The organism is Candidatus Liberimonas magnetica (genome assembly GCA_020523885.1).
GTDB lineage: Bacteria > Elusimicrobiota > Endomicrobiia > Endomicrobiales > JAFGIL01 > Liberimonas > Liberimonas magnetica.
In genome coordinates this window covers 186,405-209,407 of record JAJAPY010000001.1, presented here as the reverse complement: position 1 = coordinate 209,407, position 23,003 = coordinate 186,405, and the positions used below count along the sequence as shown (strand labels likewise).

Genomic DNA, 23,003 nt, shown 5'->3' with positions numbered 1-23,003 from the left:
GGCCGCTTACTTTGCCAAGAAAGTGCTTATAAATACTTTTGTTATCTTAAAGATATCTATCATATCAATTCTTTTTAGCTGTTTCCAGAATGTACGCGGCCGCAGATAGAAACTTCTCAGGGCTTTTTTTTGAAGATATTTTAAGCCTTCCCCGGTTTGCTCTTTTGTAGTCCAAATAGGGATTTTTTTAGTATATGATATATAAAGCGAATACCTTTCCCAGACAGAAACATCAATACTCCCGTCTTTTTTTATTCCTGTATCAATTTCACCTTTCCGTGCCAGGTCATTGAAAAGCGGAGAACCGGGATATGGGGTCAATATACTGAACTGCGCCATGTCTAAAGGCAAGGCCTTTGCAAATCTAATCGTTTCCAAGGAATCTTCATATCTTTCCCCGGGCAAACCCAGAATGAACAAACCTGAAGCATTTATTTTTGAACGTTTTTTTACCAATTCAATGATTTTCTTAACTTCTTCAAGTTTAATATTTTTATTTACACAGTTTAGCAGTCTTTGCACGCCGGATTCTATGCCAAAATTCATGTCAGTGCACCCGGCACTTTCCATATTCTCGATTAACTCTTCATCAATACCTGAGCTTATGCCTGCTTCACAACCCCACCTAAACTTCAAATTCCTCTTTTTTATTTCCTTGCATATTTCGATCACCCTTTCTTTTTTCGAAGTAAACAATGAATCCATAAAAAAAATATAACCGGCATTATATCTATTCATCAATTCTTCCATTTCACTAATAGAGTTTTCAACAGTATTATACCGTATTACACCGCCATAGTTCACAGTACAGTAATGACAATTATTATAGCACCCGCGGGAAGTGAACATATGCTTAGAGGTCTTTCCCTTAGGCTCTCTGGCTAACCTCATATTTGATACTTTGCCCAGGCTGTAGAGATCGCTTTTTACAAGACTCCTATCCGGTATAGGAATACAGGACAGGTCTTTTATCACACTAGGCCTTGAAGCAGTTATATATTTGCCCTTATTTAGGATTGAAACTGAACCAATAGCTTCCAACCTTTTTTCCCCTTCCTTATATTTGATCAGGTCTAAGAATACGAATTCACCGTCACCATGGACTACTGCATCACAACAACCGTTTTTCAGATACTGCTCTGCATAAACACTTGCATGCGTATTTCCGAATATAATAAAGGATTCAGGAAAATTTGTTTTTAAGTATTTACCGTATTCATAGAGGAACCCGCCGTTGGATGTAAAGGAAGTAAACCCTATTATATCCGGAGCTATTTGTTCTATCCTTTTGGTAAGATTATCTTTATCCAGATTTTCAGCATAGGCATCAACAACATAAATTTCATACCCTGCATTCTTGCATACGGTTGCAATATATAATAAACCTAAAGGTTCTATAGCCGGGACAAAAAACGTTCCGGCACCTATAACTTTTTTTAGATTATTCGGAGGATTGACAAGAAGTATTTTCATATCTTAGTCCCTTTTATTTTATGCGTTTAAAAAGGAATATGATTTATTATTTTCCCATTTCACTGACCTGGCTTTTTATGGCTTTATTATCAGGCGCTAAGCCTAACGCCATCTTTTCGCATCTAAGCGCATTTTTTTTATCGCCTTTCATTAAATACAGCTGCGCCAGGTCATGATATACCCAGGCTGTCGCCTTTTCATCTATATTTTCTTTCAAGGCTTTGTTATAATAATCCATTGCCCTGTCATAATCTTTCATGCCAGCATAAACATTCCCGTATACTTTTAATGCCCAGACATTGCGAGGCCTCATCTTTAAGGCTTTTTCTAATTCATTGAATGCGTCCTTATATTTACCTTGTTTAGAATACATTTCTCCCAACATTACAGCCAGCCCAAAATCATCGGGATGAGCTGTTAGCGCTTTCTTACATATTTCTACCGCATGCTCTATCCTGCCTTCACCCTGCTCTTTATTTATTGTTATCATTAAATCGTGATTACTTAAATGATAAATAATCACAATATTAACAAGCAGAATAGAAATACTCAGTGTACTGCTGTTTAAAGGTATGTTAAGCCGCGGGATCATCTTTATGCCTGTTTCCATAATAGCTAATAGTGCAGTGTTATTAATTATAGCATTTTATATATAGATATATAGCCTGCCCCTGCGTTATTTTTGATGGTATTTTTCTTAGTCTGAATTTAGTCAGCTTCTTTTCAACAACGGATTTATATTCCATCCAGTTAAACGTATTATAAGATTTAGGATCGTACAAATATAAATTCCTTATACTTTCAAGGTCATTCAGGTTTGGTTTGTCAGCGGGATCAATTATCAAGAAATAAGAATTATCTAAAAATTCAAAAATATTTTTAGCCAATTCCTCCACAGGATGACTCCTGGAAAAAACATTCAGGTCCAGGTCAAGCAAAGCGATATCGATGTTATTGAACCACAAAAACGTTTTCAGGTCAATAAAATAATCGTTTTTATTTACAATATTAACGGTAAAACGATTTTTATTTATGCCGCTCAGCCTCATCTTTTCTATTTCTTCTGTAAAGCACAATCTTATATTGTCTTCTGTTTCACAAATAGCTTTAGCTTCTGACACATTAGATACTATGCTATCCAAAGACAAATTATAGTCATTGTAAGTTATCCAGTAATACCTGAAAATACCGAAGCTGACAAGAATGATAAAAATAAATAATCCAAGCTTTTTATCTATTATACGCCTGATCAAATATGCGCTTACTACCGCCACTGCAGACACCTGCGGTATTAAATACCTCGCATTTTTCCAATGAGATATTAATAATATTATTAAATTCGGGATTATTACCCATAGAAACAGCGTTATTTTCATATCCATAGCTTCGCTAAATCCGGTTAAAAAACCACGCTGCGGCCCGGTCTGTCCCAGCCCTAGGTGCATTCTGGCAGGGGTAAATTTGATAAAATAATAAATGCCTGCCAGGAACACAATAAAAAAAGGAAAACCCAACTGCACTTCCCAGAAACTATATATAAAAGATTTTATATTTTCAGAACTATACCGGCTGAACGCACTGGTTTTGCTGAACGGCCTGGCTAAAGTATCGCTATTGAGTTTCAAGAACCCCGAAAAATAATACGGGTGAATGGCAATATAAAAAGTAGTTGCGAATACAAGGAAATTGAGCAGCGGCTGAACATCTCTTTTATTCCTTACAGCAACAAGCGCCTTGTAAAAGCCGTAAAAAATAGGCCCGATTATGAACGCCCCGAAAACATCTTTTACCCACATACCCCAGGCGCAAGATAGAGCAAACAGGAGGCTTAACTTTAAACTTTCAAAATATTTGGATTTATATAAGATGTAGACAGACATAGCCGTAATGCCAATTAAGGGAAATTCCAGGGAAAGCGACCTGTAAGCCAGCCAGGTAGCTTGATATAATGATACAAGGGCCGCGGCGATCAGCCCTGCCTTTTCATCCATGATTTCTTTTCCTAAAAGATACGTGAACGTCAACAGCATTAACAGATAAAAAGTATTTACGGTTAGCACCATTAAAACCCAATTTTTTCCGAAGATATATAACGGCCCTAGCAGGTTAAAAAAATACATCGGCGAATAAGAACCATCAGTTTTGGGAGTTAAAAACTCTGCTAAATTTATATTCCCATAAAAGTATTCTATTACCGCATTAAGGTTCGGAGCATAGATATTCAAGATAATCCCTTTAAAGTATTTCGACAAATACAAGTAATTTGCCATATAAAATAAAACAATCAAAGAAAAAACCATGATTACCAAACTAGAAGGTTTGTTGAGCTTAAGGAACCTGTTCATTTTTTTATTTTATAATAATTAACTACAATTATCAAACAAAAGGCATAAATTGCCTAGAACTGGCCTTGTTTTGACATTGCCTTATTTTTAGTATATAATGAAAATCCATATAATTATGAAAAACTTTATCAATAAACTGAGCCCAAAAAAAATAGCTTTTATAGTAATCTCTCTGGCTTTTATTTTTAGCTCAACTGCCTATATAAGGTATATTATAAAGGACCTCCCGTCCATTTATTCCCTTGAAGATTATACGCCTGACCTCGTTACGAAAATCTATGACATCAACGGCCAGCCGGTAACTGAGCTTTTTACGGAAAGAAGAGCGCTTATACCGCTCAAAGACATACCTATAGACCTCCAGAATGCACTGCTGTCCATAGAAGACGATAAGTTTTTTCACCACTGGGGTATTTCTTTAAAAGGCATTTTGCGTGCCGCAGTAAATAACATAATAAAACGAAAGGTCGCCCAGGGCGGCTCAACTATCACTCAGCAGCTTGCAAAGATAGTTTTCCTCACCCCGGAAAGGACGTTTTCCCGTAAACTTAAAGAATTGATCTTGACCCTGCAGTTAGAGTATCACTTTACCAAATCAGAAATATTACAGTTATATTTAAATCAGATATATTTCGGCTCCGGAGGCTACGGCGCAAAAGCAGCCGCAAAAGTTTACTTTAACAAGGAAATATCAGATTTAAACCTTGCGGAATGCGCCCTTCTATCCGGGCTTGTAAGGGCTCCGAATTATTATTCACCTTTTAAAAACTATGAAAGGGCTTTGCAGAGAAGGTCTGTCGTGCTAAAAAGAATGAAAGACCTAAAACAAATTACCGAAGAACAGGAAAAAGCCGCGAACGAATACCCGTTGATAAACAACAGGATACCTAATTCACCGGCTATAGCGCCCTATTTCGTGGAATATATCAGGGTGCTCCTGGAACCCAAGTACGGGAAACTGCTTTACAGCGGCGGTTTGTCCATTTATACGACCCTTGACATAAAAGCTCAGCTTGCGGCTGAAGAAGCAACCTCAAAATATTTAGCACAGTTTGACCAGGAAAGGCTCGAACAATTTATCTTAAAAAAATCCACTCCAGTAAAGGTCCAATGTGCTCTTCTTGCAATAGACCCAAAAACAGGCGGGATCAGGGCCCTTGTAGGCGGCCGTAATTTCAGGGAATCTCAATTTAACAGAGCCCTTCAGGCAAAAAGACAGCCCGGGTCTGTATTTAAACCCATTATTTACACCGCAGCCTTGGAAAACGGTTTTACCCCTACTTCGATCATAGATGACTCTCCTTTAGTTTATGTAAACGACGGCAGGAACTGGAGGCTGGTTTCACGCACTACGGATTATCTTGCAACCCTGCCAGAAGAACAGGTTAAAGACCCTATGAAAGTCTGGTCACCTGCGAACTATAAATACAAATATAACGGAAAAGTCACTTTACGCCGTGCTCTTGAAAGGTCTATGAACATGTGTTCTATACAAATACTTGATACGATAGGCCCAAACAGGGCCATAGGCTATGCAAGGCGGCTTGGGATCACAAGCCCGCTGACGAACACTCTTTCACTCGCGTTAGGTTCAAGCGAAGTAACGCTTTTGGAAATAACCAGGGCCATAAGCGTTTTTGCGAACAACGGAGTTCTCACGGAGCCGTATGCCATAGTGCGCGTAGAAGATAACCAGGGCAAAGTCCTTGAAGAAAACATACCGCAGGAAAGAGAAGCTCTTTCCGTGCAAACATGTTTTATTATGACGCATTTGATGGAAGGCGTCATACAGAACGGTACGGGACAGGCGGCAAAATGGATAAGGCGGCCGGCGGCCGGAAAAACAGGCACAACAAATGATTTTTCTGATGCCTGGTTTCTGGGATTTACGCCTCAATTAGTGGCAGGAGTATGGGTAGGTTATGATGATAAAAGTATAACCCTGGGAGAAAAAAACAGCGGCGGCAAGGTCGCAGCCCCTATCTGGGCAGAATTCATATACGGTGCGCTGAAAGACAAGCCCGTGCTTGATTTTAAGACGCCTGACAGCGGGATCGTTTTCTCGCTAGTAGAACCAAAAACAGGGCTTCTTGCGTTAACTAAAACACCCGGGGCATACCTTGAGGCATACCTTAAAGGCACTGAACCAAAGGATTATTATTATCAAAAAGAAATGGAATCGCTTTACAACAGGAAAGAACTTGAAGAGGAGCAGGAAGAAGTGCCGGTCTTAAACTCTCAAAGCGGTAAAGTTGAAAGTAATGCCTCAGCCCTACCTTCAGAAACCGGAACATCCTTGCAGCCTGCACAAACTGTCCAGGAGAAAGAAGAAGAGCCGACCGATTAGAGGAGCGGATAGAAAGAGTTATGCCTGTTGCCTGACGACTTATTCCTGGCGTTTTATTCAAAATCAAAATTTAAAGTGTACAAAGATCCTGCCGAAATTTTTATTATCGATAGCATACCTATGATAAAGCTGTCTTATATCTTTTTGATTCAAAAAATGTAAAACCTTTTTCTTTAATTCCCCGCTGCCCTTTCCCGGGATTATCTCAACTGTGCGGATTTTCTTGTCTATGGCTTCATGCAGGATTCCGTTAAGTTCCGATTCTAGTCTGTCGCCGTTATTGTATATCGGGTGAAGGTCAAGCTTCAATTTAGACATAAGTTATTCCCTTCGGGAACTTTAGGATTTTCAAATTCCTATACTAAAATATATTTTTTCTTATATCTGTGACTAATTCGCTGATAAGATGATACCGTTTTTCTTTATTGACTTGAAGGCAATTGTTTATGATTTCATCGATATTCCTTGGGATCTTGGGGTCTACTTCCCTTAACGGGCGATATAGCATTGTGCGTTTCTGAACCATGAGATCGGTGCCTTTGAACGGAACATCACCGGACAGCATCTCATACATCGTTATGCCTAAGCTGTATATATCTGACTGCACACTGGACACACCTGGCACCTGTTCCGGCGGCATGTAGGCATGCGTGCCGTAGGCGTCTTTGCCTGTCACCCGGGTCAGTATTTCTTTCGCCTGCAGGGCTATGCCAAAATCCGTCACCTTTACCAATTTTCCTTTTGTTACCATGATATTTGACGGCTTGATATCCCCGTGGATTATTTTTTGGCCGTGTGCAAATTCAAGCGCCGAACATACGGGCAAGATAATATCCAATGTTTCTTTCAGTTTGAGTTGCTCATGTTTGTTCAACAGGCCGTCTACGGTATCCCCGCTGACATATTCAAATACCAGATATATGTCACTGCCCTCCTCATACATGTCGTATATATCTACTATGTTAGCGTGGTGCAGTTCCATTACCCTGCTTGTTTCTTCCATAAATCTTTTCTTCTCCAGCGGATTGGCCGCTAGTTCTTCCTTCATTTTCTTGATCGCCACCTGTTTTTTTCTCTTCTTGTCTATCGCATCATAAACCACTCCCATGCTGCCCCGGCCTATTTCACGCAATGTCCTATAGTTAGGATTAAAGGCCTTTTCTTGGTTTAGAGGCGCAACTGCCTTTTCATCCGGAGTGCTTTTACTCTGCTCAGGTTGGATAGCTGCCGGAGCTTCGCTCAGTTTGACATACCTCTCCGGTATATCTTTGAAAAATATATGCTCATGCACGAATTTGCTGTATATTAAAATTGCATTATCTTTGAAGCCTTCCCTTTCAAATTGCAATGCCTTCTGGTAATAAAACTCGTATATGGATTCAGCATCTGAACGGTTTTGAATAGACGAAAGCGGTTTTACTGCGCTATCCGGCACCCCGTTTTTAAGACACGATTCAAACCAGGACTGATATGTTTCGATTGTCCACATTTCTTCAGGCATACGCGATAAATAAGCGGTCAAGCCGGCCTGATCCTTCTTTTCTTCAAGCAATCGGATAACTTTTTTGCTGTACTCGTCCGGCAGGTCGGCTGGGTTAAGATCGCCCAATTTATTAAGTTTGTCGTATGAGGATATCAATTGTTCCAAGTCAGCCGCTGAGTTTTCATCTCTCGGCCTGGATACCGCTCCTCCGGCATGGTCTTTCTTTTGTTCAAGCAGTTGAGTAATTTTTTTACGGTACTCGTCCGGCAGGCCAGACTGATCAATATCACCTAATTTACCAAGCTTATCGTAGGCCGAGATCAATAATTCCCAGTCGGACGGAGACCGCTTGTCTTGCGGTATCGATTGAATAAAATTTATCAGGCCGGTATGGTCTTTCTTTTCCTCAAACAATAAAATAACTTTTCTGCGGGAATCATCGGACAGGCCCAAAGGATCAAGAGTGCCCAGCTTATTAAGCTTATCATAGGATAAAATCAGCACTTCCCAATCGGCTTGCGACCTTAAATTTCGCGGTATTAATTGAATAAAAATAACCAGGCCGGCATAATCTTTTTTTTCCTGGAATAAGGAGATCACTTTTCTACGGAAGTCATCAGGCAGGTCCAAAGGATTAATTGCCACCAGCTTATCAAGCTTATCGTATGAGGAAATCAGAACTTCCCAATCAGCTGCTGACCTCTCATTATGCGGTATTAATTGAATAAAACTTACAAGGCCTGCGTAATCTTTCTTGTTCTCAAATAATTGAATAACCTTTTGACGGTAAGCATCCGGCAGATCGGACGCATTAAGATCACCCAGCTTATTAAGCTTATCGTACGCGGAGATCAATAATTCCCAGTCAGCCGCTGAGCGTTCATATCTCTGGATTAATTGAAAAAAATTCATGAGGCCTGTATGGTCTTTCTTTTCTGCAAATAATGAAATGACTTTTCTACGTGAATCAGCAGGCAAATCGGACGGATTAAGATCGCTCAGCTTATTAAGCTTATCGTAGGCAGAAATCAACAATTCCCAGTCAGCTGCCGACCTTTTATTGCGCGGGATCAATTGAATGAAATTCATCAGGCCGGCATCGTCTTTCTTCTCCTCGAATAATTGAATGACCTTCTCTCTGCAATCCTCCGGCAGGTCCGACGGATTAAGGTCACCCAGCCTGTTAAGCTTAGAGTATGAAGAAATCAAGAGTTCCCAGGCAGCCAGTGAGCGTTCATTTTGCGGTATTAATTGAAAAAAACTCATCAGGCCTGCAGGGTCTTTCTTTTTCTCAAATAATTGAATAACTTTTTTACGGTACTCCTCCGGCAGGTCTGACGGCTTAAGAGCGCCCAGCTTATCAAGCTTATCATATGCGGAAATCAACACCTCCCAGTCAGACGCTGAACGTTCATGGCGCGGTATGGATTGAATAAAATTAATTAAACCGGCATGGTCTCTCTTTTCTTCGAATAATTGAATAACATTTTTAAGGCAAATATCCGGCAAGTCCGATGGGTTAAGATCTGCCAGCTTATTGAGCTTGTCGTATGCAGAAATCAATACTTCCCAGTCAGACGCTGAGCGTTCAATTTGAGGTATGGATTGAATAAAATTCATCAACCCGTCATAATCTTTCTTTTTTCCATATAATTCAATAACTTTCTCTCTGCAATTATCCGGCAAATCGGACGGGTTAAGTTCGCCCAGCTTATCAAGCATTTCGTATGAAGAAATCAAGAGTTCCCAGTCTGCGGCCGACCTTTCCTGCCGCGGTATTAATTGAACAAAACTCAGCAGGCCGGCATAATCTTTCTTTTTATTAAACAACTGAATAACTTTTTGGCGGTAAACATCCGGCAGGTCTGATGGCTTAAGTCCACCCAGCTTATCAAGCATTTCGTATGAAGAAATCAAGAGTTCCCAGTCTGCGGCCGACCTTTCCTGCCGCGGTATTAATTGAACAAAACTCAGCAGGCCGGCATAATCTTTCTTTTTATTAAACAACTGAATAACTTTTTGGCGGTAAACATCCGGCAGGTCTGATGGCTTAAGTCCACCCAGCTTATCAAGCATTTCGTATGAAGAAATCAAGAGTTCCCAGTCTGCGGCCGACCTTTCCTGCCGCGGTATTAATTGAACAAAACTCAGCAGGCCGGCATAATCTTTCTTTTCCTCATATAATTGAACCACCTTCTTACGGTAATTATCCGGCACATCGGACGGGCTAAGAGAGCCCAGCTTATTAAGCTTGTCGTGCAGGGAAATCAATAGTTCCCAGTCGTCTGCAGACCTTTCCTTTCGCGGTATTAATTGAACAAAACTCAGCAACCCGTTATAATCTTTCTTTTCCTCATAGGCTTGAACAATTTTTTTACGGTATTCATCCGGCTTATCGGGCTTATTATCCGAAGGAACCGCTGCTTCTCGTCTAGACTGCGGCTTTTCAGCTTGCTCTTTTGGTATCAAGACTGTTTGTTCTTTCCTTTTTTCGAGTAATTGAAGGACTTTCCTGCGGTACTCGTCCGGCAGGTCTAATTGATTAAGATCGCCCAGTTTGTCAAGCTTGTCGTACGCGGAAATCAATACTTCCCAATCAGATGTTGAGCGTTCACTGCGAGGTATGGATTGAACAAAACCTATCAGGCCGTAATAATCTTTCTTTTCCTCAAATAACTGAAGGACTTTTTTGCGGTACTCGTCCGGCAGGTCAGACGGATTAAGAGCGCCCAGCTTATTAAGCTTGTCGTATGCGGAAATCAACAGTTCCCAGTCAGGTGCCAAGCGTTCATTGAGCGGCAGGGACTGAATAAAACCCATCAGGCCGTAATAATCTTTCTTTTCCTCAAATAACTGAAGGACTTTTTTGCGGTACTCGTCCGGCAGGTCCGAAGGGTTAAGAGCGCCCAGCTTATTAAGCATATCATATGATAAAATCAATAATTCCCAGTCAGCAGATGAGCGTTCGCTGCGCGGCAGGGATTGAATAAAACCCATCAGGCCGTAATAATCTTTCTTTTCCTCAAGTAACCGGACTATTTTTTTAATGTACTCCTCCGGCAGGTCTGAGGGATTAAGAGTGCCAAGTTTATTGAGCTTGTCGTACGCGGAAATCAACAATTTCCAGTCTGATGCTGACCTTTCGTCGTGCGGTATGGATTGAACAAAGATAAGCAAGTTTTTCATCTTACCTAATTTTTCGTGCATCTCAAAGATAGCGGCCGGGTCAAAGTTCTTAATATGACAGCTCTTAAATATAGTATAAGCATGCGCAAAATCTTTATCTTTGATTAAGTGATTGAACATTGATTCCCTATAAGGCAAAGGCAGTTCAACTGCCTTGTCCATCATGTTCTTGTGCTTATAGATTTTACATAGCGTCTCAGGCTTAAATACTGTAATATCGTGAGCTGAGCCTTTAATGTATTTTTCAAACAGTTTAGAAACCAGGTCCATATCTCCTAGGTTTTCTTCTATTTTTTCGACTAATTTATGCTGTCTGGATCCTTTTACTACATAGTAGCCGATCAAAACCAACAAAGAAATAAAAAGGCATATTGCAATTCCGATGCGGTACGCAAAGGGATGTTTTATATTTATTGGTTTTACCGGTGCTTGCGGAGCTGCTGTCTGCGGCACAACTGCTTTCGGTCCTGCTTGCTCTTTTATATTTTTAGACGGTGCTTCCTTTAGCGCTTTCAGCGCCTCTGTTTTCTGCCCTCTATACTCTCCGAAAGGCATCATCCAGATTTTTATGGTTTTATCGGCACTCCCTGACGCTATGTAATTGCCGTCTTGAGAAAAGGAAAGCGAGCTGACCGTGTTCTCATGTGCTGCGATCATCCCTATCCTCTGCCCTGTCGAAGTATCCCAAAACTGTATTGTTTTATCACCGCTCCCGGAAGCCAGGTACTTGCCGTCATGGGAATAGGCAACAGACCAGACATCATCACGATGCCCTTTAAGCGTCCATATTTCCATACCTGTGGAAACATCCCAAATCTTAATTGATTTATCCCCGCTCCCGGAGGCTACGTATTTGCTGTCAGGGGCATAGGCGACAACTTCCACACTGCCGTTGTGCCCAGTAAGCCTTTTTATTTCCTTATGAGTAAGAGCGTCACGGACTGTTATTGTTTTATCCCAGCTTCCTGATGCTATATATTTTCCGTCAGGCGAACAGGAGATAGACGCAATATGATCATCTTTGTTACGCCCTTTGACCGTACTTATTTTCCCGCCCGTAGAAACAGCCCAGATTATCATTGTTGTGTCATCGCTTCCCGAGATGAGATATTTACCGTCAGGGAAAAAAGAAACAGTGTTAATAGATTCGCTGTGCCCGACAAGCGTCCTTACTTCGGTACCGGTTTGTGCATCCCATAGCTTTATGGTACTGTCCTGGCCTGCAGAGGCAAGGTATTTACCGTCAGGCGAATAGGAAACAGAAAGGACAGCCATAGTATGTCCTTTAAGCGTCCTTACTAAGGAACCGGATTCAATATCCCAGATATTTACGCTCGCATCCTCATTGCCGGAGGCTATATATTTGCCGTCAGGCGAATAGGAAACAGAATAAACTGAATACCCTGGAAGAGTCCTTATCAGGTAGTTTTTTTCCTTACAACCTGTTTGTGCAAATGCTAATACCAATAAAATGAATAAATATTTTTTCATAGTTTTTCTTTCTTTATAATCTATGTAATCAGAGATTGTTGGCGGTTTTCAACAATCTACTTATATTCGCAGTCGTTATCTTTGCAATTTTCACACTCGACTTCTATCGTAGTATGATTTATGCCGAATTTCTCGAATAACAGGCTTTTGACCTTATTTATTATTTCCTGGCTTTGTCTGGTATTTATGTTATCAGTAAGGATATGCCCGCTCAAAGCGGTCCTGTTCGAAGTAATGGTCCAGATATGTATGTCATGGAATTCTTTTATGCCGTGGATTTCTTCAACCTCTTTTTGCAGGCCAGCCAGGTCTATGTGCTTCGGGACTGACTCAAGCAGTATATCCACAGATTCCATGAACAACCCAAAACCTCCCTTTAAAACTATTAGAGCTATCCCTATGCCGATAATAGAATCGAATATGTTTAAACCGGTAAAAAATATTATCAGCCCTCCTGTGATCACGCCTATTGAAGAAAGAGAATCGCTTAACAAATGCAGATAGGCCCCCTGGACATTCAAATTCTCCTCTTTCTCTTTCTTAAGTAAGAATATACCTGTCAAATTCCCAAGCAGGCCTAGGATAGCAATTACAAGAAGGATACCGGCTTTTATCGGCTGAGGATGAAAAAACCTCAAGACAGCCTCATACATGATATAACCCGATATAGCAAAAAGGATCAGGCTGTTTATAAATGCGGCAATGATTTCAAGCCTGTGGTATCCGAAAGTTTTTTCTTCTGTTGAAGGTTTTTTGCTCCAGTAAAAAGCCAGATAACTTAAGAATACGGCGAAAGAATCCATGAGCATATGCGAGGCATCGCTGAGAAGAGCAAGGCTTCCGGAGATCAAACCTCCTGCAAATTCTAAGGCCATCAAAAGAACATTAAAAAAAATAAGGAACAAGAGTTTGTTTTCTTTGCTCATTATCTACCCGCAATAGCATAAAGCTTTTCAAGCTGGCCTGTATTTCCTATTACGATCAGTACATCTCCCTTGTTCAGTTTTTGGCCCGGCCCGGGGTTATATATGTAGCTGCCGCTCGTTCCTTCTTTGACCGCAATTACGATCAGCCCTGTTTTCTTGTTTATATTGCTTTCTGCGATCGTTTTATTAACAACCTCAGATTGTGCGAGAATTTCAGCTTCCTCTATCCTTAAGTGTTCGTTATTGCCCCTGAGCATAGTATCAAGAAAAGAAACAACCGTAGGTCTGAGCATCGCGGAAGCCATCCTCATTCCGCCGATTGCATCTGTGAGTATTACGTCATCCGCACCTGCTTTATTTATCTTAATAACGCTTGATTTTTCAATTGATTGTGCAATTATTCTAATATCTGGATTAAGCCCCCTTGCTGAAAGAACTACAAATAAATTATATTTGTCATCACCCAGAACCGCTATTAAACCTTTAGCATTGCGAATTCCGGCTTTTTCAAGAGTTTCATCTTCTGCAGGGTTATCCACAACCATAGGGATATTGTGTTTTAGGAATTTTTCTTCAAGCATTTTGTCGGTTGTTATTACGACCACTGCCTGATTTGTCTTTATGAACTCTTCTGCTACATATTCTCCTATTTCGCCATTAGCACAAATTATATAGTGATTCTTAAAGCTCTGAATAAGCTTCTCCATCTTATGCCTCCTTATTATATGGCCCAGTTCGCCTTCAAGCATGAATGATATGCCGGTTGTTACACCGTAGGTTAATATCCCGAAACCGCTTAGCAAAAGAAATATAGTGAATATCCTGCCATCAGTCGTAAGAGGCCTTACCTCGCCATAGCCAACGGTCGTAAGAGTTATGACGGTCATATAAAAGGAGTCAAAGAAATCCCATTTTTCTATGACAACATAGCCCAGGGTCCCGATTCCAAAAACCGCTAAAAGCAAAATAAATGCAACTATAATTTTTCTTGGTATATTTTTGAACATCTTACATGATTTTACTAAAATATAATAACTTAATCAACTCTGTGCTAAGAACAATATGTTAAAAATAGCTTTATTATCGATAGGACTTTTAACACTGCCAAATCTCTTATATCGGAACCGGTTATTTTATCACGTTTTTTTGGCGTTCATTTCCAAGCTAAAACTTGAAGGCCCTGCCTATGGGACTGATGTTTTTAGCTAATTTCAGCAAAATAGAGCTGAAATGGGACAAACACTAACCTTTATCTTTTGCATAAATTTCACATGTTTTTCATAGTTTATTTGCATTTAAGATGTAAAAGATAAAACATAGTATATAGTATTTAATAATCTTTATATGTCATATAAACTAGAGATGAAAAATAGAGCAAATTTCACAATAATCATCCTCATCTGCTGTTTCTTCGTTAATGTATTCATACCAAAAGGGATATTTACCGGCGATATGACGGATACCCTTTCTCAAGCAATAAAGTGCCAGTCCAGCGTACTTTACTACTCTTCTATTTCCACCTTAACCTTGAATATTTTGAATAAATTAATTGCCAGCGAACTGGGTTTACCGACACATAAAACAGACCCTTCCAAACCGCAAAACCAGCATAAAGAAAAGAAGAACTCTGCCAGCGATTATAGTTTGATCACAGCTCAAAATAACCTCATGACTAAGACGACCTTCTCTAAATTCATCAACCCCATTTACAGCATTTCAAATACTGTCGGGATCGTCCGTGAGTTTATCTTTTTTCAGGGGCTTGGATTTTGGCTGTACATCCATTGTATTTTATTGATATGCTTTTTTTTCCTTTTACCACGAGGCTCTATAGATAATTACAATATATTAAGGCCCAGATGCTGAACCTAAACCCGATTTACTTTTAAGTAAATCGGGTTTTTTAATTGTAAATTAATTAATTTCAGGGAGGTAGTTATGCTCACATTTTCAAACTTTTCTAAGGACCGCTTTGTCTGGCGTTTCAAGAGGCACATCGGAAGGGCTTACAACTGGTTTGTTTCGATTTTGACATTTAAGAAAGCTATGTCCATGTTTACCTTGGTTTGCTTTCTTTATACCTCTGTCTTTTCACAGGCTGTTCATGCCGCATTTGAAAAATCCAAAGAGGCAAATAAGCTGAGTTCTGTCAAGGACGAACTGCTTATACCGTATACCTCCGGAAGGATCACGGATGCAAAATGCTTTGACTCAGACAAGGTCGTTATAAACATTCAGGACCTTCACTGCCATCCGGAAGTTCAGCAAAACATATCTAAAATACTAGCACTTTTGGATGATAAATACCACCTGTCAAATATCTACGTTGAAGGTGCCTTCGGCCCTGTTGACACATCCTGGATAACCTCAATAAAAGACAAGAAACTCCAAAATGATATAGTAGCTTCGCTTATGGGGCAGGGAAAACTTACCGGTTCGGAGTATTTCTCTATCACCTCTGAACGGCCTGATGTGCTTAAAGGCATTGAAGACGAGCAGGTATTCAAGGGCAATATCGTACGTTTGAATAAGATATTGAACGAGCAGCCCAATATACAGGCTATACTTGCCGACATGAAAAACGATGTCGATACCCTTAAAAACACTTATTACGTCTCTAAACACAAAGCCCTTGAAAAGGTCATCGAAAAGAATAAAAGCGGCGATCTAACGGCAGAAAAATATTACGGTAAACTCAACGCTTATTCTAAGAAACTTGGCATAGACATCAAAGATTATAAAAATATTTCGTCTTTCCTCAAAATGATGGACCTGCAGGAATCTTTGAATTTCAAGAAAATAAGCAAAGAGATGATGGAGTACCTGTCGCTCTTGAAGAACAAACTCCCCTTTTCTTCTTACCAGTTCCTTGCAGAGAAAATGAGCGACTCTTCAAGGCTGAATGAGCTTTATCTATATTTAATGAGGCTTTCTCAGCAGTACAATATCACGGTGCCAGAAACTATGCCGAATCTGGCAAAGTTCTTTGAGTACATTATCCTAAGCCAGAGAATAAACCCCATAGAACTAACAAGGGAAGAAGACCTGTTGGTGAGAGACCTTCACCTCGGGCTTTCAAAAAGCGAAACAGAAAAAGAAGTTGTTTTCCTGATAAGCTTTTTCAAACAGATGCAGGACTATTACAACAATAAAATATCAGCCGAAGATTATGATTATTTTACGCAAAACATAGAACGCTTCAACCAGCTTTGGGTAAAACACGTAGATCAAAAAGGCTTAAAAGCATTTGAACAATATACCGAACTTTTCAATTGTTTTTACAAAGACAACATCAGAAGAAACGACAGTTTTGTAAACAACAGTATCGGCGAATCAAAAAACATCAAACCTTTAGTCGTTTTTACCTCCCCCTACAGCGACCAGATCAATAGCACGGCTCAAAGCCTGAAAGACGCAAAAGAGATCATTGTCCTGGTTACGGGAGGTTTCCACACTTCCGGCCTTAAGAAAATGTTCTCCGACAGGCATATATCCTATATGACAATTACACCGAATGTTACCCAGGATACAAAGTTTTCTGAGGCTGTTTATAACAAGGTCGCAAGGCTCCAGGCAAAGATACTTACACAGGGCTTAGCCCTGTGGATGTTATCCCAAAACCCCAACAATATCAAAAATTATGTAACCGCAGAAGCTGAGCTGAATTTGCTGATAAAAAAATCAAATATAGCCACTTTAGATGAATTATATAAAAAACTGACTGACCCCAAATTAGAAAACACCCTGAAACAAATTTTACATACAGACTATACTATAAATCTAGAAAACGATAAATTGGTTTTCAAAATAAATGAAAGAAGGCTTGCATTCGGTTTTGATGAGCAAACAAGAAAAGTAAAATCTGAAATAGAAGTTGCCGATTACATAACTAAAGATGATACCTTAAAATATGATGCCCTGGTTAAAAAATCGGCCCTGGCAATAGCCTGGGCAGTATTGCGCTCCGGACAGCTTGCTATGTTCTTTGAGATCATTCCCATTGTAAGGGCTTTGCAGGACAAAAAATACAGGGACGAATTCCTGCATAAACCAGTGTTTAAAGACCTTAACAAAGGTACCCCCGATTTCGCAAGGCGCAGTTTAGAAAGAAAGGAGGCCCTTACATATATTTTAAGTGAAGCTGTCAGGATAATGCCTTCAGGCACAATAAACACCCTCCAGCTTTATAAAGCCGTATTGTCAGCTTATAATAACTGGAATACAAACATAGCGGTTCGGGAAGATAAGGCTGCTCTAGGCGGTAGTCTATTTTCACTGCGCGGCAAGACCACTGATGAAATGATAAAAAAGAGCCTGCCGAAAGGTTTTGACCCTGTGCTTGGAGAAGTAGAAAGCGTTGAAACCACAGTGTTAGGTGAAGGCCAGGCATATTCATCAAATAAGAAAATAAACGCCCTTGCAGAAAAGATGGCAAATGAGCACCTTGCCCAGCTTATCCACGGCTACGCCGGAGCTGCAGTAGCCGGCTGGAGGCTTGCGGCAAACAACGGTATTTTAAAGAAATTCGCTGACAAGATGGCCGAATGGACCCTGGGATTTTATTTCGACCTCCTGCCCATAATCATGGAGATGACTTCTGGTGAAGGAGCCAGGGACGGAGTAAAAGTTAAAGCGATAAGGCACGGTCTGCTTGCGGCTCTTGGGATTGTAGGTAAGATAGGCATGACTTTTGCGTACGACCCGATAGAAGTCACAAACCGGCTTGCTCAGAAAAACTACCTCGGGTGCGTTGCAATCGGCTCTCATTCAATTAACGGGATTTACGAACTTTTGAATGAGAAGTTCGAAAGGGTAAACACGCCTGACGAAGTCTATAATTTAGGCTTAACTGCAGGAAAAATAAATGGCAAGGAAATCCCCTTAACCTTTGATGTGCCTGAAGGCAGCAGCCTTATAGAAACCAATGTCGGGATAATAGCCGATTTAAAGTACGCAAAGGACGCTTCCAAGGTAAGAGTAGGGACACTTTTCAGGGAACGGCATTATGACATGATAAACGCATCCCTTAAGACCCTGAAAATATCAAAAGAAAACATAGAAAAAGCATTTGCTGATTCAGACATTACGGATAGTGTTGACACCTATTTTAATTTCAACGAAGGTTATGCACAGTTTAATGATATAGTGGCTTTTTTTAACCTTAAGAACCTGACCCAGAAACAAGGCGGGAAGCTTTTGATATCAAACGGGAAAGGGTTTATAATGCTTACCACAGACGGTTCCCTGATGCCGGTGTCCATGATATCTGAGAATAAATTAGACCTATACATAGGCGCAGGAGGGACAGCTGAAACACAGATTTCGACAAAGATGGGTTATAACGATATAAGCTTTATCGGCCGCATAGTGTCCCACGAAAAATGCAAAGACGCAAAAGATGCTGCACAAGCCGCAAAAATAGTCCAGGCTGACAGCCCTGAAGCAAGTGTCTTAACCGATGAAGAGGCAAACCTCTGCAGAGAAAATCTTTTAGCTGTTAAGGACAACAGAGTCACAAATAGGTTCACCAAGAAAAACCTTGCCGGCGGGCTCTATAATATGACGATTGTGGCTTCCCCTTTAGGCAACCCCAAGCTTGACGGAGCTAACGACTATCTGCCGGATTTAAAAGAAGTAAAGGCTTCAGAAGACGGGACAGAGATAACTGTTCATTTTTATGTGGTTTATCCGAACGGCAGGCGTGAAATAAAGAAAATCGTTTATAAAACAGGGGTAAAAGAGCTCGAAAAGAAGTTAGCTGCTGTGAATTTTATAAAACAAAAAGATGAATATATAAAGACAGCGCTTAAACTCGGAGAGCTTTATCTTAACCTTAAGATGTATAAGAAGGCACAAGATATCTTAAATACAGCTGCTGATTTAAAAGGAAAAGATTCAGTAAGAGCGGCTTCCTGGTCAAAATACGCAGGAGTGTTGAAGGACTTAACCACAAAAGAAAAACCGGATACAACCGCCATTACAGCGGTATTAGAAGCTGTATTGGCAAGCGACCCGAAATTTGCCCAGGCAAAGACGCTTTTAGATGTAATAGATAAAGATACAAAAGTTTATGAAACACCTGTACGCCGGCTTGCAGCGATGCTTGAAAACCTTGTTCTTGCAAAAAATGACGAGGACAGAAACCGTGCCATTGAGGAATTGACTAATTATCTTTCAAGCCCGGAATGCAGTGTTGAAGATAAAGAACTTATAAACAATGTACTGTCTAACCTGCCGAAACACTTGAAAAAAAATAAAGAAGTGGCTCGCCTTCTTAATCCAAAACCAGCAATAATACTTAAACCCAGAGAAGTGGCTCCCCCTGCTAAACCAAAACCAGCAGTAGAACTTACCCCTGATGAAATGATAAAGGACAGCCTGCCGAAAGGTTTTGACCCTGTGCTTGGAAAAGTAAAAAGCGTTGAAACCACAGTGTTAGGTGAAGGCCAGGCATATTCCTCAGATAAGAAAACCAACTCTCTTGCAGAAAAGATGGCAAATAAGCACCTTGCCCAACTTATCCACGGCTACGCAGGAGCTGCAGTATCCGGCTGGAGGCTTGCAGCAAACAACAATATTTTAAGAAAATTTGCTTACAAGATGGCGGAATGGGCCCTGGTGCTTTATTTCGACCTCCAGCCTGCAATAATGGAGATGACTTCTGGTGAAGGCACCAAGAACGGAGTAGAAGTTAAAGGGATAAAACACGGCCTGCTCGCGGCTCTTGGGATTTTCGTAGAAATAGGCATGACTTTTGCGTACGACCCGATAGAAATCACAAGCCGGCTTACGCAGAAAAACTACCTCGGATGCTCTGCAATCGGCTCTCATTCAATTAACGAAATTTACTGGCTTTTGAATGAAAGGTTCGAAAGGGTAAATACGCCTAATGAAGTCTATAATCTAAGCCTGGTTGCCGGAAAAATAAAAGGTGAGGAAATCCCCTTAACCTTTGATGTGCCTGAAGGCAGCAGTCTTATTGAGACCAATGTCGGGATAATAGCCGACTTAAAGTACGAAAAAGACGCTTCAAGGATAAAAGTAGGGACACTTTTCAGGGAAAGGCATTATGATATGATCAATGCGTCCCTTAAGACCCTGAAAATATCAAGACAAAACATAGAAAAAGCATTTGCTGATTCAGGCATTACGGATAGTGTTGAAGCTTATTTTAATTTCAATGAAGGTTATGCACAGTTCAATGATATAGTGGCTTTTTTTAACCTTAAGAACCTGACCCAGAAACAAGGCGGAAAACTTTTGATATCAAACGGGAAAGGGTTTATAATGCTTACCACAGACGGTTCCCTGATGCCGGTGTCTATGATATCTGAAAATAAATTAGACTTATACATAGCCGCAGGAGGGACAGCTGAAACGCAGATTCTGACAAGGATGGGCTATAACGATATTAGCTTTATCGGCCACATAGTGTCCCAAGAAAAATGCAAAGATGCAAAAGATGAGGCTGAAGCCAAAACAATAGTCCAGGCTGATAGTGAAGAAGCAACTAAGTTATCCAATAAAGAAGCAGATCTCTGCAGAGAAAATCTTTTAGAGGTTAATCAGGAAAATATAGTCACAAATATATTTAACAAGAAAAACCTTGCCGGCGGCATCTATAATATGACCATTGCAGCGGCCATTTTGGGCAACACCAAGCTTGACGGAGCTAACGACTATCTGCCGGGTTTAAAAGAAGTAAAGGTTTCAGAAGACGGGACAGAGATAACTATGCATTTTTATGTGGTTTATCCGAACGGCAGGCGTGAAATAAAGAAAATCGTTTATGAAACAGGTGCAGAAGAGTTGAAAAAAGAGTTAGCTGCCACAGACTCTAAAAAACAAACAGATAAATATATAAGAATAGCTCTCAGACTTGGACAGATTTATCTTAACCTTAAGATGTATGATACAGCAAAAGGATTATTTGATAAAGCCGCTGGTTTAAAAGGAAAAGATTCACAAAGAGCGGCTTCCTGGTCAAAATACTCAGAAGTCTTGAGAGACTTAACCACACAAGATGACCCGGATAAAGACGCCATAATAAAAGTATTAGAAGCTGTATTGGCAAAGGACCCGCAATTTGCCCAGGCAAAGACACTTTTACGCGTAATAAATAAAGATGCAACAGTCTATGATACACCCGTGCGCCAGATCGCAGCGAAACTTGAAAAACTTGTTTTCGTAAAAGACAAAACCGAAAGATCCGCTTTTCTTAAACAGTTGAGGGATTATATTTCTGGCCCGGAATGCAGTGTCGAAGATAAAGAACTTATTGACAAGGCTCTGGCTGACCTGCCTGGAAGAGACAAGGATACCGAAACAGCCTACAAAAAACAAAAAAGAATAAGCCGCAAACTTACTCCCTTAGAAAGACTTGATCTGATACTTAGCATCGCCCCTGAATATGAAAAAGATATAGCCAAGGAAGCCGTCTTAAGCAAGATCTATGGAGATAAATATATTATTGACCATTTTATTCCTGAAGGATATGAAGAAAGAATGAAAGATGGCCGGGATGGATATTATATAAATGCCCACGGCAGGAACATGAGTATATTTCGTACCCCTGATGCAGTGCGCGATGAACTGCGGATTTATAATAACATCGGCAGAGGCATTGCCACAATAGTACCAATGGAAAAAAATAAGGACTACAGGGTTATTGGAGATATATTAGTTATCTATGAAATCCATGAAAATAATAGGGTTTCCGCTGTATACCGAATTACTGGAAATAAGGTCATTGATTTGACAAATAAAGGATTGACTCAGCGCCAACAAGGCCTTGATTTTATTAAGATAGCAGTCAATGAAGTGGCTGACAATGTACCCGGGGCTGAAAGCATCAAATCACTTCCATTTATTTCTGTATCAATCGCAAAAATAATAGGAAGAATAAGCAGGATAGGAAGAACAACAGAACAAGCTGAATTAAAAGCTAACGTAATAGCCCATACCGTATATAACATATTTAACCCGTTTTATCCTCTTACAACCGGGCTCGGTCAAAAAACAGTCGAGGCCCTTGCCCCCAGCTCACGAATAACCGAAGTTGCTACCGGGGTACTTGAAGAAGCAGAAGCCAATGCTGCCAACGCGTCTACTATTTATAAGTATTCAAATATACCCTCACAGAACTACGATGTGAACGAAGACGGTGTGCCGATCCTCGGCAGGTCAGCGGAGTATTACCCTCTCATCATGGAAATTGTAGGCCGCATCGGCAAAATAGTAGACCTCAAGATGACCCTTGACGTTATGGGTGACGTTTATGATGCGATTTGGGCAAAAATAAAAGCTGTTCAATTTTTTATAGGCAACACCGGAAAGATAATTAAAGCAAACATCCATCTGCCCAACACGCTGGTGTGGATCGATGCGGTAATAGAAACCATAGGCAAGAAGGGTAAAAAAGAACGGACTGCCGTCTATACACACCAGGTTTACTTCCATCCAGGCACAAGAGAATCCCAGATAGCCGAAGGACTGCGCAGGCTGGGCCTTGGCGAAGCAAATATGAAAGACGGTAAACCCATAAAACCTGATTTCATAGAGAATTTCATAATACAGATGGAAAAACCCATAAATATATCTGCTCTTGGAGGGAAGGTTGACCGTGTCAAGATAGTCATTGATACCCGCGGATTTTCGGAAATAGCCGATAAAGTAAGAGAGCGTATTCCTCAAATACAAGAAAAACTTGGCAATAAAATCGCTGACAAATATGCGATAGTAATCCTGGATGA

General features: G+C 40.5%; 10 protein-coding genes (1 of these 10 only partly in view). 3 read left to right on the top strand and 7 right to left on the bottom strand.

Translation table 11 applies throughout. The annotated features are described in order from the left end of the window. Positions 1-6 precede the first annotated feature (6 nt). From LHV68_00565 to LHV68_00555, 3 genes are read right to left on the bottom strand one after another with little or no spacing between them, the layout of a single operon-like run. On the bottom strand, positions 7-1,473 hold the full coding sequence (locus LHV68_00565) for a B12-binding domain-containing radical SAM protein (protein ID MCB4790359.1): 1,467 nt from the start codon (positions 1,471-1,473) through the stop codon (positions 7-9). Between the two features lie 46 nt (positions 1,474-1,519). After that, positions 1,520-2,083, bottom strand: a complete 564-nt coding sequence (locus LHV68_00560; protein ID MCB4790358.1) for a tetratricopeptide repeat protein — start codon at positions 2,081-2,083, stop codon at positions 1,520-1,522. A 22-nt stretch (positions 2,084-2,105) separates the two neighbouring features. Continuing rightward, entirely contained in the window at positions 2,106-3,818 is a 1,713-nt protein-coding gene (locus LHV68_00555; GenBank protein MCB4790357.1) for a hypothetical protein, read from the bottom strand. A 115-nt stretch (positions 3,819-3,933) separates the two neighbouring features. Between LHV68_00555 and LHV68_00550 the strand changes: the two genes are divergently transcribed. Next, the gene (locus tag LHV68_00550; protein ID MCB4790356.1) at positions 3,934-6,165 is read left to right on the top strand and encodes a PBP1A family penicillin-binding protein; all 2,232 of its coding nucleotides are present in this window, start codon (positions 3,934-3,936) and stop codon (positions 6,163-6,165) included. Between the two features lie 63 nt (positions 6,166-6,228). Here LHV68_00550 and LHV68_00545 read toward each other — a convergent pair whose 3' ends face one another. The 4 genes from LHV68_00545 to LHV68_00530 are packed head-to-tail and all read right to left on the bottom strand — an operon-like array spanning position 6,229 to position 14,258. Continuing rightward, complete coding sequence (locus LHV68_00545; protein MCB4790355.1) at positions 6,229-6,483, bottom strand: Smr/MutS family protein; 255 nt, start codon at positions 6,481-6,483, stop codon at positions 6,229-6,231. 43 nt (positions 6,484-6,526) lie between these two features. Further along, positions 6,527-12,325 carry a protein kinase gene (locus tag LHV68_00540; GenBank protein MCB4790354.1) on the bottom strand — a complete coding sequence of 1,933 codons (5,799 nt, stop codon included), beginning with the start codon at positions 12,323-12,325 and terminating at the stop codon, positions 6,527-6,529. A gap of 56 nt (positions 12,326-12,381) precedes the next feature. Further along, entirely contained in the window at positions 12,382-13,251 is an 870-nt protein-coding gene (locus tag LHV68_00535; GenBank protein MCB4790353.1) for a cation diffusion facilitator family transporter, read from the bottom strand. Further along, entirely contained in the window at positions 13,251-14,258 is a 1,008-nt protein-coding gene (locus tag LHV68_00530) for a potassium channel protein (protein ID MCB4790352.1), read from the bottom strand. The genes LHV68_00535 and LHV68_00530 overlap by 1 nt, the downstream gene beginning before the upstream one ends. 337 nt (positions 14,259-14,595) lie before the next feature. On the opposite strand from LHV68_00530, the gene LHV68_00525 reads away from it, so the two are divergent. Both LHV68_00525 and LHV68_00520 read left to right on the top strand, forming a co-directional pair. Then, positions 14,596-15,117: a hypothetical protein gene (locus tag LHV68_00525; protein ID MCB4790351.1), complete on the top strand. Its 522-nt coding sequence runs from the start codon at positions 14,596-14,598 to the stop codon at positions 15,115-15,117. 72 nt (positions 15,118-15,189) lie between these two features. After that, positions 15,190-23,003, top strand: partial view of an alcohol dehydrogenase catalytic domain-containing protein gene (locus LHV68_00520; protein ID MCB4790350.1) — the 5' portion only. Its footprint extends 25,018 nt past the window's final position; 7,814 of the gene's 32,832 nt are visible here — the first part of the coding sequence; the start codon lies at positions 15,190-15,192; its stop codon lies beyond the right edge, outside the window.